Origin of the sequence: Mycobacterium sp., from assembly GCF_044223235.1 — a bacterium.
Taxonomy (GTDB): Bacteria; Actinomycetota; Actinomycetes; order Mycobacteriales; family Mycobacteriaceae; genus Mycobacterium.
Window position 1 is genome coordinate 91,939 of record NZ_JBGAME010000017.1, and the last position, 15,307, is coordinate 107,245.

The window sequence follows — 15,307 nt, forward strand, 5'->3', positions numbered from 1 at the left end:
ATTTCCCGCGAGTGAGAAGCCAGGGTCGTCAATCGGCGAGATTGACGACCCTGGCTTCTCACTCGCGGGGTAGTCGGCACACCGGGGCTGGCGGCGGCTCAGTACTCGTTGGCGACGAAGAGCTCCTGCGCGGGGAACTTCGTCAGGATCACCGGGCCGTCGTCGGTGACGACGACCTCCTCTTCGATGCGGGCGGCCGAAAACCCGTCGGATGCCGGGGCGTAGGTCTCCATCGCGAACACCATGCCCGCCTGCAGCTCGATCGGGTTCTCCAGCGAGTTCAGCCGGGAGATGATGGGCCGCTCGTGCAAACCGAGACCCAGGCCGTGGGCGAACTGCAGCCCGAAGGCGGCCATCTCGTTCTCGAACCCGAAATCGGTTGCCTTGGGCAGCAATCGGGCGATCTGGTCGGAACCCACCCCGGGGCGGATGGCAGCGATCGAGGTGTCCATCCACTCGCGGGCCCGCTTGTAGGCGTCACGCTGGCTCTCGGTGGCACTGCCCACCCCGAACGTGCGGTAGTAGCAGGTCCGGTAGCCGTTGTAGGAGTGGATGATGTCGAAGAACGCCTGATCCCCCGGCCGGATGATGCGGTCGGTGAAGTTGTGCGGATGCGGGTTGCACCGCTCACCGGAGATCGCGTTGACGGCCTCGACCTGATCCGACCCCAGCTCGTAGAGCCGCTTGTTGGCCAGCGCGACGATCTCGTTTTCCCGCACACCGGGTTTGAGCACATCCACGATGTCCTGGTACACACCGTCCACCATGGCCGCGGCCTGATTGAGCAGCATGATCTCGTCGGCGGACTTGATCACCCGCGCGTCGAGCATGCTCTGCTGGGCGTCGGCGACCCGCAGTCCCTGACGCTGCATCTCGAACAGGAACGGCGGCTCGACGATATCCAGCCCGACGGGTTCACCGGCCACCCCGGCGTCGGCCAGGATGCCCTTGATCTCGGTGACCGCGGCACGCATCAGCCCGGCGTCCGGCGCGACCGCGCCGCGGAACCCGAGGAACCCCGGGCGCCAATTCTCCTCGGGCAGCCACGGCGAGTACAGCTTGTGGTGGCGCACCGCCGATCCGAAATCCCACAGGATCGGCTCGGCGTCTCGGGTGAGTAGACAATAGCGAATCATCTTGTCGCCCAACGCCCCGCCAATCCACGTCTGCGTGGTGTACCGGATGTTGTAGAAGTCGAACAGCAGGAAGGCCCCGCAACCGCTGGCCTTCAGCGCCTCCTTGGCCCGCCCGATCCGGTAGTCCCGCAACCGGTCGAAGTCGACGCGCTGTTCGTAGTCCACGCCCATGTGGCCCGGCGCGCCCAGCGGCCGCCGAGCGACAGGGGGCGCAACCGCGCTTCTCGAATTCGGAGGCACGAGGGCCGTCATGACCGCACCGGGGTGAGTCCGTCGTCCACCGCGACGTTCTCCGGCTCCAGGGTGATGCCCGCCCCGCGGGCGACCTCCAGCAGCAACGTCGCGAAGTCCTCGTCGTCGCCCCGGCCCGCACCCGCGGCCTGCGCGACGATCTGGCGGGTGGCCGAGCAGATCGGCATCGGCGACTTGAGCCCGTAGGCCGCTTCCAGCCCGAGGTCGAAGTCCTTCTGCAGCAGCTGCATCGTAAATGTCGGCGCGAAGTCAAGGTTGACGAACGCAGGCGACTTGTACTGGGTGAACACCGATCCCATCACCGAATCGTTGAGGAAGGCCAGGAAGTCGGCGCGGGTGACGCCGCCCTTCTCGACCAGCACCGTGATCTCCGCGAGGCACTGGGTCACAACGCCGAGCATCAGGTTGTGGGCGATCTTCACCAGTCGCGCCACCTCACCCTCGCCGACGTAGGTGACGCTGCGGCCGAAGACACCGAGCACGGATTCGATCGCGTCGAACACCGCACGCGGCCCGGAGACCGCCACGGTGAGCTTGCCCGCCGCGATCACCTTCGGGTTGCCGCTCACGGGGGTGGCCAGGAAATCGGCCCCCCGCGAGTTGGCGGCACTGCGGATCAGTGCGCTGACCTCCGCGGAAACCGTTGACACGTCGGCGATCACCCGGGGTGACGTATCCCCGGTGAGCAATCCGCCCTCACCGAGCATCACCTGCTCGAGGTCCTTCGACGACGACACCATCGAGAACACCAGATCACGGTCGGCGAGGTCGACCGGCTTGCTGACAATGTGCGCGCCGCGATCGCCCAGATGGCCGACCTTCGACGCGGTCCGGTTGTACACGGCAACGTCATAGCCGGCGTCGAGCAGCCGCAGGACCAGTTGGGCACCCATTCGGCCCGCGCCGATCCACCCGATCTTGAGGTTCTGAGGGGAAGGCAGAGGTGTCATTGACGTGATTCCTTTTCTGGGTCAGGCCGTGGGGTGTGCGGCTGAGGTGGAGGCGGGAGCGTGGACCGCTCCGCCGAAGTAGAGGTCGGCGATCTCCGGGTTGGCCAGCACCGACTGGGCGGGGCCGGTGAGGAGCACCCGGCCGCTTTCCATCACGATGCCGCTGGTGGCCATCCGCAGCCCGAACCGCACGTTCTGTTCGACCATCAGGATGGCCTTGCCGTTGGCCCGCATGACTGCGACGGCTTCGTCGATCACGGTGAGCGACTTGGGATCCAGGCCGAGGGAGGGTTCGTCGAGCAGGACGAGTTTGGGATTGAGCATCAGCGAGCGGGCGAACTCGACCATCCGCCGCTGCCCGCCCGACAGGTTGCCGCACCGCACCCCGGTCTTGTCGGCCACCAACGGGAACATCGACAGCACTTCGTCGTAGCGGTCTTTGACCAGTGCCCGCTGCCTGCGGATCACATAGGCGCCCATCAGGATGTTCTCCTTGACGGTCAGTGTCGGGAACAGCCCGTTACTCTGCGGCACCTGGGTGACCCCGGCGGACAGCACCCCGTCGGGCGGCAACCCCGTGATGTCGACACCGTCGAGGGTGATCCGGCCCGCGCTGGGTTTGAGCAGACCGCTGACGGCGCGCAGGACGGTCGACTTGCCGGCGCCGTTGGGGCCGACGATGCAGCCGAGATCACCCGCGGCGACCTCGAGATCGACGCCCTGCAGGACGTTGCCCCCGCCGTAGCCGGCCACCACGCCTTGGAGCTTGATCATGCCGGATTCCTTTCGACGACAGTGTTTTCTGTGACAGTCTGCGTCCGGGACGGCGCTTCCAGCAGGTAGTCGTCGCCGAGGTATGCGTCGAGCACAACCGGGTCCTTCTGGATCTGTTCCGGGCTGCCCTGCGCGATCACCGCGCCGCGGGCCAGCACCCGGATCGGGTCGCACAGACCCACCACGAACGGCATGTTGTGTTCGACCAGCAGGAAGGTCTTGCCCTGTGCGTTGAGCGCGCGGATCAGGTCACCCATCCGCTCGATCAGCGTCGGGTTGATGCCGCCCGCGGGTTCGTCGAGCAGGATCAGCTTCGGGTCGAGCATGAGCACCTGGGCGAGTTCGACCAGTTTCTGCTGACCGTAGGACAGCGCACCGGCTTTCGCGTCGCGGTAGGCCGCCATGCCGACGAAGTCGAGCAGTTCCCCGGCCCGTGCCGCTTCCGAACCGCTGACCGCACCCAGCCCGAGCTGGCGAATGTTGAAGTCGCGCAATGGAGCGACGACGTTCTCCAGCACGGTCATCTCGCGGAACAGCCGGGTGATCTGGAAGGTACGGCCCAGGCCTTCGTGCGCTCGTACCCAGGGTGACGTCTGTTCGATCCGTTCGCCGCCGAGCAGGATCTCGCCGCGGTCGGGGGTCATCACACCCGAGATCAGGTTGAACACCGTCGTTTTGCCCGACCCGTTGGGCCCGATCAGCGCGGTGATGGAGCCCTCGGGAACGGTGAAGCTGCAGTCGTTGACGGCGTGGTTGCCGCCGAAGCTCTTGTGCAGCCCGCGCACCTCGAGCAGCGTGCGTCCGCTCAGTTCGGGACGGCTGGACTCGACGTGGACGAGCGGGCGATCGAGCGGATTGAGCCTGGCACCCGAAAGTCCCACCGTGCCTTTGGTTCTGGCCTTCTCGAGGAAACCGGCCACCGTCGGGAGGATGCCCTTGGGCAGCACGATCACCAGGAGCACGAGCAGCCCGCCGAAGATCACCAGCCGGGCATTGCCGCCGCCGAAGGTGTCGTTGGCCAGGTTGTTGACCGGCTGGATGATGAAGGCGCCAAGCACCGGGCCGAACAGCGTGCCGCGGCCGCCGAGGATCACCGACAGCACGATCAGCGCGCTGGTGATGATGGAGAACATCCCGATGGGGTCGACGAAGGACAGGTAGTAGCCGTACACCGAGCCCGCCATCCCGACGAACAGGGCACTGGCGCCGAAGGCGAGCAGTTTGTAGAACGGGGCGTTGACACCGATCGTGCCCGCCTTGCCCTCGTCCTCACGGATGGCGATCAGCCCCATGCCGAACTTCGTACGGCGAATCCACCAACTCATCAGCAGCGAGAGCCCGAGCAGCGTCACCAGCGCCAGGTGGAACGGCCAGTTGCCCCACGCCTCGGGCCAATCCGGCAGCGGCAGCGTCAGACCGGACGTGCCGTTGGTGACGGGCACCCATTCGATGGCCAGGAACTGGACCAGGAACAGGAAGGCGATGGTGATGATGACGAACGCCGGTCCGCGCGAACGGTAGGTCACCAGTCCGAGCAGCATGGCGATCACCGCGGCGACGACGCCGGCCAGCGGCGCCCAGAGCAGCGGCGGGACGTCGGGGAACCGGATCGCCAGGATCGCACCCACGTAGGCGCCGATCCCGATGAAGGCACCCTGACTCAGCGACAGATACCCCGTGTAACCGGTGATGATATTCAGCCCGCTGGCACCGATGGCGAGCACCAGCGCCAGGATGACCGTGTTCTGCGCGGACATGCTGGGCGACAACGGGAACAGGATGATCACCGCGGCGGCCGCGGCCACCAGAGCGCGGGACACCCACTTCTGCAGCTGCGGGTCGAGCAGCCGGGTTTTCACGTCGGTCATGCGACGGCGTCCTCTCTGAGGCGGGTGCCGAGGATGCCCTGCGGCCTGGTGATCAAAACGGCGATGATGACGAGGAACGGCACGGCGACGGGCCAGGCCGCGCCCAGGTAGGCGGTGGCTGCCATCTCCCCGATACCGATGACCAGCGCGCCGAGGATGGCTCCGGGCAGGCTGCCCAGGCCGCCGAGCACGACGATGGCCAGCAGCCGGGCGATCCACTGGTAGTGGGTGCCGGGCAGGAACGGGTAGATCGTCGACAGCATCGCCCCACCCGCACCCAGGGTCGACACGCCGATGGCAAAGGTGAGTGCGGCCACCGTGGACACGCTCACCCCGACCAGCAGGGCGCCGTTCTCGTTGGACGACGCCGCGCGGATGGCCCGGCCCGTCCAGGTGTGGTTGAGAATCAGGTAGAGCCCGCCGAGCACCGCAACCGCGATCACCGCCGCCAGCGCCATCGCCATCGGAACATAGAAGGCGCCGAAGGAGATTGACGCGTCGGTGTAGGAAACCCGCACGGCGGTGGACGTGTTCCCCCAGATGAAGCCCATGCTGCCTTCCAGCAGCAGGGCGATGCCGAACGTGGCGAGCACCGTCATGGTGATGTGCGAACTGCGGACGTGCCGGATCACCAGCACGTACACCAGCCAGCCGAAGGCGAACATCACGGCCATCACGATCGGGATGGACAGGATCGGGTCGAGGCCGAGGTTCTGCCAGAGGGTGTAGGTCAGGAACGCGGCCAGGATGGCGAAGGCGCCGTGGGCGAGGTTGATCACCCGCATGACCCCGAAGATCAGGGTCAGACCGGAGGCCATCAGGGCATACATCGCCCCGACGAGCAGGCCCAGGATGAGCGTTTGGATCAATGACGTCATGGGGGTGGCTCCCTGTTCTTCGGAGGCTAGATGTCGCCGCCCTGCCAGCGCAGGATGGTCTTGGACGTGGCTACATCGGTGGGAAGGACAACCTGGGAGACGCCGGCCTGCCACTGGCCGACGAGGAATTCGCCCTTGGGGCTGCCGTCCTCGTTCCAGCTCAGCGGGCCGAGCACGGTCTCAACGCTGTTCTCGCGCAACCAATCCGCGAGCTTGGCCTGATCGTCGATGGATCCGAGCGCGTTGGCCGCCGCAGCGAGGACCTGAGCGGCGGCGAAACCGTCGGCGGCATCCTCGGGCGGGCTCTGCCCGAACTTCTCCTCGAAGCGCTTGACGAAGGCGGCGTTGTCCATGGTGTCGGCAAGCGGGCTGTAGCTCGACGAGAAGAACACGCCCTCGGCATTCTGCGCGCCCACCGCGTCGAGGTACTGCTGCCCGTAGGTCGGCGAGCTGCTCTGGTACAGGATCGACGGCTTGTAGCCGGCGCGGTTCATCGACCGGATCATGTTGACGCCGTCCTCGAATTGGGCTCCCTGGACGACGATTTCGGCACCGGCATCCTTCATGGCGTTGACGATGGAATCGAAGTTCTTGGTGGTGGCCGGGTACTGGTCCCTGTAGACGGTGCGGATGCCGGCATCCGACAGGATCTTCTCGGCACCCTCGACGACCGGCCCGGCAAACGGGTCATCCAGGGTGGGATAGGCAGCGGTCGCGGGCCGCTGTTCGGGTGGCAGGTTCGCGATCCACTCTGCGAACACCTTGGCCTGGTCGGTGGCCACCGCCTGCTGGGCGAAGAAGATGTAGTCGAAGCCGCGGTTGTACATGTCCGGCGACGCGCAGGACGGGCACACGAACAGCATCCGGTTCTTCTCCGCCACCGCGGAGGCGGGGATGTTCAGCAGCGACGACTGGCTGCCGAGCAGCAGGTCGACCCCGTCCTTGGCGATCAGGTTGTTGTAGTTGCTGACCGCCGTCTCCTGGGTGGTCGCGTCGTCTTTGACGATGATGTTCACCTGCTTGCCCAGCAGGCCGCCCGCCTCGTTGGTCATCTCGACCCACGTCTCGTACCCGTGCTGGGTGTCCAGCCCACCCTGGCTGAATTCACCGGTGAGCGGCAGCGATGCACCGATGGTGATGGTGTCGCCGCTGGTCGGCTGGTCAGCCGAACAGCCGGTCGCGGCGAGCGCGACCGCGGCAACCGCCGCGATCGCGCGAAGGGCAGTGATCTTCCGCATGTCCAACCTCCCTGTCAGACCGATTGCTCACCGGATCCACACGTTGTGTAGATCTCTTGCAATCGATTGCAGTGAATCGTGCCACATGCTGAGCCAACGTGTCAACGGTCGTACCCGCCGGACGAAGCGCCCTTGCTGCGCTGACAAGGAAATACGGGAAAAGCGAGTGGCTGCTCGGATGAGACACCCGGCTCACAAATTGCCTGTCCCTCATCTCGCTTTAAGAATCTTCGCAATCGGTTGCGAGTTCTCCAGGCCTCCGATCGGGGCCGTCGACACCTCGCTGACCATCGACGTGATGGCCTTACGCCGGATTCCAGCTGGCTTGGAGCATATTCGCGGCCCGCTTCGGCCGGATCCGGGTGCCGAAGATCCCCTAAGCCTTTGCGGGACAGGTGGATTCGCGCACCACCAGCGATACCGGCAAGGTCAGCGTCACCGCATCCTGCTCGCCGGCATCGATGCCGCGGAGCAACAATCGGGCCGCCTCCGCACCGATTTCCCGCAGCGGCATGTGCACGGTGGTGAGCGGGGGCCAGAAGTCCTGGGCGAACGGCATATCGTTGAATCCGACGACCGACACGTCCTCGGGGCAGCGCAGGCCCTCCACACGCAACCGGCGGATCAGCCCGAGCGCCACCAGGTCGTTGCCCGCGATCACGGCGGTGGGCAGCTCGCCGCGACGGGCCAGTAGCGCATCGGCCGCGCCGTAACCCGCTTCGGTGGACAGTGATTCGGCGTAGACGGTGTCATGTCGCACGCCCGCGCGGGTGGCCGCGGACTCGAACGCCTCAGCCCTCGACCGGGTGGTGGAAAAGTTCGACGGGCCGGCGACGTGGAGGATGTGGCGGTGGCCGAGCTCGATGAGGTGCCGGATCGCCAGTTCGATTCCGCCGATGTTGTCGCCGGAGACCAATGGAAACCCGCCGTCGCCGGAGCCGCGGTTGACCAGGACGACAGGCACCCCGGTCTCGGCCGCCTCCCCGATCACCGTCTGATCGTCGAGCCGGCCGGTGGCCAGGATGAAGCCGTCGACCCTGCGCGCTAACAGCGACTCGAACACCGACACCTCGACATCGTCATGCGGGTCGGTATTGGCGATCAGCACCGTGTACCCCTGTGGCTGCAGAACGTCCTCGATGCCACGCACCATCGGCGGGAAGATCGGGTTCATCAGATCGGGGATGATCACCCCGATGGTCATCGACTTGCTGGTGCGAAGGCCCCGCGCCATCGCGTTGGGGACGTAGCCGAGCTGGCGGGCGGCCCGCGTGACCCGTTTGAGCGTCTCGGCGTTGACCTGATCGCGGGTTCTGGCGTTCAGCGCGCGCGACACCGTCGCCTTGTGCACCTCGGCAAGGCGGGCCACATCGTCGATGGTCACTCGGCGCGCCACGGCGTCCAGGCTACCTGCAATCGTTCGCAATCGGACCGGTGCCACCCCATCGCGCAGGTGGGCGGATCCGCTGCCGCAACGGCTGATTAGAGTCGACACGCATGACGGTCGAGAGGCTGCGCCCGTACGCGGTCACGGTGTTCGCTGCGATGTCCGCACGGGCGGCGCAGCTCGGCGCGGTCAACCTCGGGCAGGGCTTCCCCGACGAGGACGGGCCGCCCGCCATGCTGAGAGTCGCCGAGAACGCCATCGCCGATGGCGTCAACCAATACCCGCCAGGGCTGGGAATCGCCCCGCTGCGCGAGGCCGTGGCGGCCCAGCGCAAACGTCACTTCGGTATCGACTACAACCCCGACACCGAGGTGCTGATCACCGTCGGGGCGACGGAGGCGATCGCCGCCGCGGTGCTCGGCCTCGTCGAGCCCGGCTCGGAGGTGGTGCTGATCGAGCCGTTCTACGACTCGTACTCCCCCGTGGTCGCCATGTCGGGTTGCGAGCGGGTGACCGCGCCGCTGGTGCCCGACGGGCGCGGCTTCGCCCTCGACCTCGACGCCCTCAGAACCGCCGTGACGCCGCGGACCAGGGCGCTGATCGTGAACTCCCCGCACAACCCGACCGGCATGGTGCTGCGCGACGCCGAGCTGGCCGCCATCGCCGAGATCGCCGCCGACGCCGACCTGCTGGTGATCACCGACGAGGTCTACGAACATCTGGTGTTCTCGACACCGGCGGGCGCCAAACACCTGCCGCTGGCCGGCTATCCCGGGATGGCCGAGCGGACGGTCACCATCTCCAGCGCCGCCAAGATGTTCAACTGCACCGGCTGGAAGATCGGATGGGCTTGCGGGCCAGCCGATCTCATCGCGGGGGTGCGCGCAGCCAAGCAGTACCTCAGCTACGTCGGCGGGGCGCCCTTCCAGCCGGCGGTCGCCCGTGCGCTCGACACCGAGGACGCCTGGGTGGCTGCACTGCGGGATTCGCTGCAGGCGAAGCGGGACAGGCTCGCCGCGGCCCTGGCCGACATCGGTTTCGACGTCCACGACAGCTCCGGCACGTACTTCCTATGCGCCGATCCCCGGCCGTTGGGCTATTACGACAGCACCGCCTTCTGCGCCGAACTGCCCGAGCGCGCGGGTGTCGCGGCCATCCCGCTCTCGGCGTTCTGCGATCCCGACGGCCGCCATGCAGGGGCATGGAATCACCTGGTGCGCTTTGCTTTCTGCAAACGTGACGACACTATGGCCGAGGCAGTCCGGCGGCTGGCGGTTCTGCGCCGGGATTGACGGCGACCACGGGGCGATACGCGTACGGTCGGACGGGTGAACAGTGAGACGTCCGCAGCGCAGAACGGCTACACCGTCGGTGACTACCTGCTCGATCGGCTCGCCGAACTCGGCGTGACCGAGGTCTTCGGCGTGCCGGGGGACTATCAGCTGGAGTTCCTCGACCACATCCTCGCGCACCCCCGCGTGCGCTGGGTGGGCGGCGCCAACGAACTCAACGCGGGCTACGCCGCCGACGCCTACGGCAGGCTGCGGGGCATGGCGGCACTGGTCACCACCTTCGGGGTGGGTGAGCTGTCGGCAGCCAACGCGGTGGCGGGCAGCTACGCCGAGCACGTCCCCGTCGTCCACATCGTCGGTGCGCCGTCCAAGGACGCGCAGGGCGCCCGCCGCATCGTGCACCACACGCTCGGCGACGGCGACTTCGAGCACTTCCTTCGGATCAGCCGCGAAATCACCTGCGCCCAGGCGAATCTGGCTCCCGCAACGGCGACACGCGAGATCGACCGGGTGCTTTCCGAGGTCCGCGAGCAAAAACGTCCCGGCTACCTGCTGATCGCCACGGACGTGGCCCGCTTCCCCGTCGAGCCGCCGAGCGCCCCGCTGCCCCGCTACACCGGCGGCACCAGTCCCCGCGCGCTGGCGCTGTTCACCGAGGCCGCCGCCGAGCTCATCGGCGACCACCGGCTGACCGTGCTCGCCGACTTCCTGGTGCACCGGCTGGGATGCGTCGACGCGCTCAACGCACTGCTGGCCGCCGACACCGTGCCGCACGCCACGCTGATGTGGGGGAAGAGCCTCGTCGACGAGAGTTCGCCCAACTTCCTGGGGATCTACGCCGGTGCGGCCAGCGCCGAGTCGGTGCGCGGGGCCATCGAGGACGCACCGGTGCTGGTGACCGCCGGTGTGCTGTTCACCGACATGGTCAGCGGCTTCTTCAGCCAGCGCATCGACCCGGCCCGCGCCATCGACATCGGCCCGGTCCAGAGCGTGATCGCCGGACAGGTCTACGCGCCGCTGGATATGGTCGCCGCGCTCGAGGCGGTCACCGCAATCCTCACCGAGCGCGGCGTGACCTCCCCGCCGCTGCCCGCCGGCCCGTCACCCGAGCCCGCGCCCACCCCGGCACGCGAGGCCCCGCTGACCCAGGAAGCGTTGTGGGACAGGCTCTCCGAAGCATTGACCCCCGGCAACGTGGTGCTCGCCGACCAGGGCACGTCGTTCTACGGCATGGCCGGGCACCGGCTGGCATCCGGTGTGACGTTCATCGGCCAGCCGCTGTGGGGCTCGATTGGTTACACGTTGCCGGCGGCGCTGGGGGCGGGGCTGGCCGAGCGGGACCGCCGCACCGTGCTGCTGATCGGGGACGGCGCGGCTCAGCTGACCATCCAGGAACTCGGGAGCTTCGGCCGCGAGGGACTGTCCCCGGTGGTCGTGGTGGTCAACAACGACGGGTACACCGTGGAACGGGCGATCCACGGGGAGAACGCGTACTACAACGACATCGTCGGGTGGCGGTGGACCGATCTGCTTTCGGCACTCGGCGTGCCGGACGCGCTGGTGTTCCGGGTCGCCAGCTACGGGGAACTCGACGACGCGCTGACCGCGGCGGAGGCCGCCCAGGACCGCATGGTGCTCATCGAGGCGGTGGTTCCGCGCATGGACATCCCGCCGCTGCTGGCCGAACTGGCGCAGTCGGCGTCGGCCGCCAACGCCGGAAAGCCTTCTGCCGTACGCAGTTCGGTCAAGCAGTAACTAGTGGGCGCCCTTCTTGAGGGCGAGCACCCGCGTGCGCAGTCCATCGGTGGCGGTCTCCATCGCACCCTTGATGGCCCGCTTGAGCAGGAATCCGGGCAACGGCACCAGCGGGTCCACGGCCAGTTCGAATTTCACGTGGGTCGTCTCGCCGCGCGGGGTCAGGGTGTAGGTGGCATCCTGCGACTTCAGCTGGTCCGCGGACACCAGCGACCAGCTCACCGTGTTCTCACCCCAGGCGTAGCTGACGACCTGATCGTCGGTGATGCCGACCGTTTTGATCCTCATCTTGACCTGGTTGGGTCTGCCGTCCGGGTGGCGATCGATCACCTCGACGCTCTGTTGCGCCGACGACCACTCGGGTGTCGCCTCGACGTCGGCGATGACGTCGAGAATCTCCGCCGCGGTCGCTTCGATGTCGATCTCACGGCTGTCGCTGGTTGCCATTGGTAGTCAGGGGCGCGGTGTCCGCAGTGCGGATCCGTTTCCCCATCCCCCTTTCAATCCGTGCGTGCGGTTTTCCCGCACACGGCTTACCGATGATCTTCTTGACATGGTTACGCTGCCTTCGGGTAGCGGATGGTGCCGCGCAGGCGGTGCAGGCCGTGCCCGTTGAACCACTGTTCGGTCCACTGATCAGCTTGTCCAGCACGCAGATTGCGGCCCCGCTTCTTGACCATCAAGCGGAACAGCCGCCAAACGACGTAGCTGTCGATCTGGCGAAACTTCTCAGCGGCGTTGCCGGTACGAAAGTAGTTGCCCCAGCCCCGCAGGATCGGAGTCAACTGCGCGATGACGATGCGGATGTCGGTTCCGACCCTGTTGCGACCAGTTCGGTCACGAACCTTCTCGCGTAACCGGGACATGGCCGTATGGCTGGGCCAGCGGTGCAGGTAGTACCGCACGATGCGCTTCTGCTCCCACAGCCGCCCCGACATGCGCGCCCGGAAATGACAGCCCAGAAAATCCAGGCCCTCACGTCCATCGCGCAGGTCGACCACCTTGGTCTTATCCGGATGCAGTCGCAACCCCAACGACGCCAGAATCTCTCCCACCGCCGCCAAAGCCGCACTCGCCTGCGCCGCCGAGCGGCACAACACCACGCCGTCATCGGCGTAGCGCACCAACTCACCCACATTCCGTGCGGTGAGTTCGGTGTCGAGCACATGCAGATAGATGTTGGCCAACAACGGCGAGATCACCCCGCCCTGTGGAGTGCCCGCGACCGTCCGCTGGATCACCCCGTCGACCAACACCCCCGCCTGCAGCCACAATCGCAACAGCTTGAGCACCCGCCGATCCGAGACCCGCCTACCCACCGCAGTGAGTAGCCGCTCGTGGTCGATCTCGCCGAAAAAATTGGCGATATCGAACTCCACCACAAACGGGTAGCCCTCGATGAAACCGGTACGCAACCGCTCCATCGCCTGTGTGGCTGACCGCTTCGGCCGGAACCCATACGAGCACGACAAGAAGTCGGCCTCGAAGATGGGTTCCAACACCAGCTTGGCCGCCGCCTGGGCCACCCGGTCCCGCACCGTCGGAATCCCCAACGGCCGCACACCGCCCCGTGGTTTCGGGATGTCCACCCGACGCGCCGGCGCCGGACGGTACACGCCCTCGCGGAGATCACGACGCAACTCACGCAGCATGCGGTCCACGCCGTAGTCCTCCACCGCACCCAAGGTGACACGATCCACCCCGGCCGCACCCCTGTTCTGCCGCACCCGCTCCCACGCCTCCCACAGGACGTCACCCCTGTAGATACGGTCATACAGGGCGTGGAAACGCCGACCCTCAGACTGCTTGGCCGCAGCCCATAGCGCGCGTTGCAGTTCTCGCACTTTCACCGGCGAGAAACCCAACGGCTCCTCATCGGCTACGACGGGCGATGGCCCATCGGGGTAGTTGGACCAAGATACCTCGGTCATGCCCTCGCACTTACCCACATTGCCCGCGTGATCAAAGTCGGGGCCCTTCCCTCCCGGCGCGTTATGCTGCACGCCGATCAGCGGTACTACGACCCCATCGGACTCCCGCTGCCCTCCAAAGGACTTCGCCATCGGCTTATACCCCTGGTCTTTGCCCGACAAGGCCAGGCAGACGGGTCTCTCCTGTTCCGAACCAGACTGTGTGCACGTGCCGCCACCCGTACCCCGGGAAGACCCGACGAGCTAACCCCGGACCAGGGCCCGCCGGACATGGCCTTCGCCGTGACATGAGCGGCTCGGCTCTCCCATTGTGATTGTGACGAGGCTGCAGAGTTCGCTTGACGCTACGGCCCGCACACTTGCTCCCTCCGAAGAGGCTCTTGACACCCCGCTCAGCCCGCCGCGTCTCCACGACGAACCGGGGCCTGCTACCCGGCGCTCCGGTACCTACCGGGACGGGACTTCCACCCGCTAGTCCAGTCCAACTTTCAGGACGCAACATGAGCTGCAACCTACTGCGGCGCCGTCGCCGGCGGGCGAAGTTGACGCCGATGGGATCGCCGATCCGTCGCGCGCCACATCATCGTGAAAGATGTTGCAGTACAGCGAATACGGCTTCACGTCCACGATCACCGGCTGGCCCGGCCGCGGACATGCACCGCGTCCGGCGGCTATGCTCGGCCGCTATGGGCACCGTCATCGACCCAACGATTCCGCCGAGCGGTACCGGATGCGTCGAATGCGACGCGGCAGGCGGGTGGTGGGTGCACCTTCGCCGCTGTGCAACCTGCGGGCATATCGGGTGCTGCGACGATTCGCCGGCCCGCCACGCGTCAGCGCATTGGCACGAGTCGGGGCATCCGATCATCCGGTCGTTCGAACCGGGTGAGGACTGGTTCTGGGACTACGCGTCCAACGCCTACTACGACGGTCCCGCACTCGCACCGCCGGAATCGCGACCGGTGGAGGAAACCGTCCCCGGGCCGCGCGGACGGGTGCCCGGCGACTGGTTCGAACAGCTGCAGCGCCGGGGCTGACGGCACGGCCGGATCGGCGTTCGGGCCTGCCCCGAGGCTGTTCTCGCGGCTACCGGACGATCGTCGGGCTGTGACCGAACGACGATCCCGGCCGGGGGCCGGGCTCGCTCTGCCGCATGGAGATGCACACTCCGAGGCTCCCGCCGACGCACGGGATGCCGTTCATACTCGGAACGGGTCCGCCTGAGTAGTTGCCGGTGGGGTCGGTGGCGGCAGGCCCGGCGGCGGCGATGGGGGCGGCCGCGATGGCCGCCGCGCAGCAGCCGATGGCTAACGCACCGGCGACCCGCAATCCGATGGCCATCGTGGTGCCCACTTTCGTTCGGCTTTGCTGAAGCCTACCGCTGCCGGGCGCGGTTGGCGCCGAGTGCACGCACCGCCGCCATCGCGGACTTCAGGCCGCGGCGCTTGCCGGTGAGCGGGTCGGTGCCGCCGGCGCCGGGATCGAACTCGGGACCGAGTACGGCGAACATCCGCTCGCTGTGGGTCTCCGGTGCGTCGTCGACCGTGTCGCGCAGGAACCGGTCCGGCAGTGACAGTTTGGCGATCGTGCGCCACGCCTTGCCGTACTGCAGCAGGAACGAATCCGTCGTGTAGGGCAGGTCGTACTTGTCGCAGACCTGACGCACCCGCACCGAGATCTCGTGCAGGCGATTGCTCGGCAGATCGGGATAGATGTGATGCTCGATCTGATGGCACAGGTTGCCGCTCATGAACCGCAGCACCGGACCATTCTCGAAGTTGGCGCTGCCCAGCATCTGCCGCAGATACCACTGACCCTTGGACTCGCCGACCATGTCGGTCTTGGT

Annotated in this window: 14 protein-coding genes; 3 read left to right on the forward strand and 11 right to left on the reverse strand. The window is 67.0% G+C overall.

Annotated elements, in window-relative coordinates; genetic code table 11:
- Positions 1-98: 98 nt before the first annotated feature.
- The 7 genes from ADBZ6K_RS18890 to ADBZ6K_RS18920 form a co-directional block, all read right to left on the reverse strand.
- Entirely contained in the window at positions 99-1,388 is a 1,290-nt protein-coding gene (locus ADBZ6K_RS18890; RefSeq protein ID WP_526349454.1) for a M24 family metallopeptidase, read from the reverse strand.
- A complete protein-coding gene (locus tag ADBZ6K_RS18895) occupies positions 1,385-2,338 on the reverse strand; it encodes an NAD(P)-dependent oxidoreductase (protein WP_526349456.1) in 954 nt (317 codons plus the stop codon). Before ADBZ6K_RS18895 ends, ADBZ6K_RS18890 begins: the two co-directional genes overlap by 4 nt.
- Positions 2,339-2,359: 21 nt before the next feature.
- The gene (locus tag ADBZ6K_RS18900; protein WP_526349458.1) at positions 2,360-3,112 is read right to left on the reverse strand and encodes an ABC transporter ATP-binding protein; all 753 of its coding nucleotides are present in this window, start codon (positions 3,110-3,112) and stop codon (positions 2,360-2,362) included.
- Complete coding sequence (locus tag ADBZ6K_RS18905) at positions 3,109-4,980, reverse strand: branched-chain amino acid ABC transporter ATP-binding protein/permease (RefSeq protein ID WP_526349460.1); 1,872 nt, start codon at positions 4,978-4,980, stop codon at positions 3,109-3,111. The genes ADBZ6K_RS18900 and ADBZ6K_RS18905 overlap by 4 nt, the downstream gene beginning before the upstream one ends.
- Positions 4,977-5,858, reverse strand: coding sequence for a branched-chain amino acid ABC transporter permease (locus ADBZ6K_RS18910; protein WP_526349462.1), 882 nt, complete (start codon positions 5,856-5,858; stop codon positions 4,977-4,979). Before ADBZ6K_RS18910 ends, ADBZ6K_RS18905 begins: the two co-directional genes overlap by 4 nt.
- A 26-nt stretch (positions 5,859-5,884) precedes the next feature.
- Positions 5,885-7,096: an amino acid ABC transporter substrate-binding protein gene (locus ADBZ6K_RS18915; RefSeq protein ID WP_526349464.1), complete on the reverse strand. Its 1,212-nt coding sequence runs from the start codon at positions 7,094-7,096 to the stop codon at positions 5,885-5,887.
- A 376-nt stretch (positions 7,097-7,472) separates the two neighbouring features.
- Positions 7,473-8,492: a LacI family DNA-binding transcriptional regulator gene (locus ADBZ6K_RS18920; RefSeq protein ID WP_526349466.1), complete on the reverse strand. Its 1,020-nt coding sequence runs from the start codon at positions 8,490-8,492 to the stop codon at positions 7,473-7,475.
- A gap of 101 nt (positions 8,493-8,593) precedes the next feature.
- On the opposite strand from ADBZ6K_RS18920, the gene ADBZ6K_RS18925 reads away from it, so the two are divergent.
- The gene (locus ADBZ6K_RS18925) at positions 8,594-9,775 is read left to right on the forward strand and encodes a pyridoxal phosphate-dependent aminotransferase (RefSeq protein ID WP_526349468.1); all 1,182 of its coding nucleotides are present in this window, start codon (positions 8,594-8,596) and stop codon (positions 9,773-9,775) included.
- A 36-nt stretch (positions 9,776-9,811) separates the two neighbouring features.
- Positions 9,812-11,530, forward strand: coding sequence for an alpha-keto acid decarboxylase family protein (locus tag ADBZ6K_RS18930; protein ID WP_526349470.1), 1,719 nt, complete (start codon positions 9,812-9,814; stop codon positions 11,528-11,530).
- On the opposite strand, the gene ADBZ6K_RS18935 is transcribed toward ADBZ6K_RS18930, so the two are convergent.
- Positions 11,531-11,977 carry an SRPBCC family protein gene (locus ADBZ6K_RS18935; protein WP_526349472.1) on the reverse strand — a complete coding sequence of 149 codons (447 nt, stop codon included), beginning with the start codon at positions 11,975-11,977 and terminating at the stop codon, positions 11,531-11,533.
- Positions 11,978-12,087: 110 nt separating this feature from the next.
- Positions 12,088-13,461 carry a group II intron reverse transcriptase/maturase gene (gene ltrA, locus ADBZ6K_RS18940; protein ID WP_526349474.1) on the reverse strand — a complete coding sequence of 458 codons (1,374 nt, stop codon included), beginning with the start codon at positions 13,459-13,461 and terminating at the stop codon, positions 12,088-12,090.
- A gap of 686 nt (positions 13,462-14,147) precedes the next feature.
- Between ltrA and ADBZ6K_RS18945 the strand changes: the two genes are divergently transcribed.
- Complete coding sequence (locus ADBZ6K_RS18945) at positions 14,148-14,498, forward strand: UBP-type zinc finger domain-containing protein (protein WP_526349476.1); 351 nt, start codon at positions 14,148-14,150, stop codon at positions 14,496-14,498.
- Between the two features lie 49 nt (positions 14,499-14,547).
- Here ADBZ6K_RS18945 and ADBZ6K_RS18950 read toward each other — a convergent pair whose 3' ends face one another.
- Positions 14,548-14,802 carry a hypothetical protein gene (locus ADBZ6K_RS18950; RefSeq protein ID WP_526349478.1) on the reverse strand — a complete coding sequence of 85 codons (255 nt, stop codon included), beginning with the start codon at positions 14,800-14,802 and terminating at the stop codon, positions 14,548-14,550.
- Between the two features lie 34 nt (positions 14,803-14,836).
- Positions 14,837-15,307 (reverse strand): fatty acid desaturase family protein (locus tag ADBZ6K_RS18955; RefSeq protein WP_526349480.1); only part of this gene is annotated, 471 nt, incomplete at its 5' end.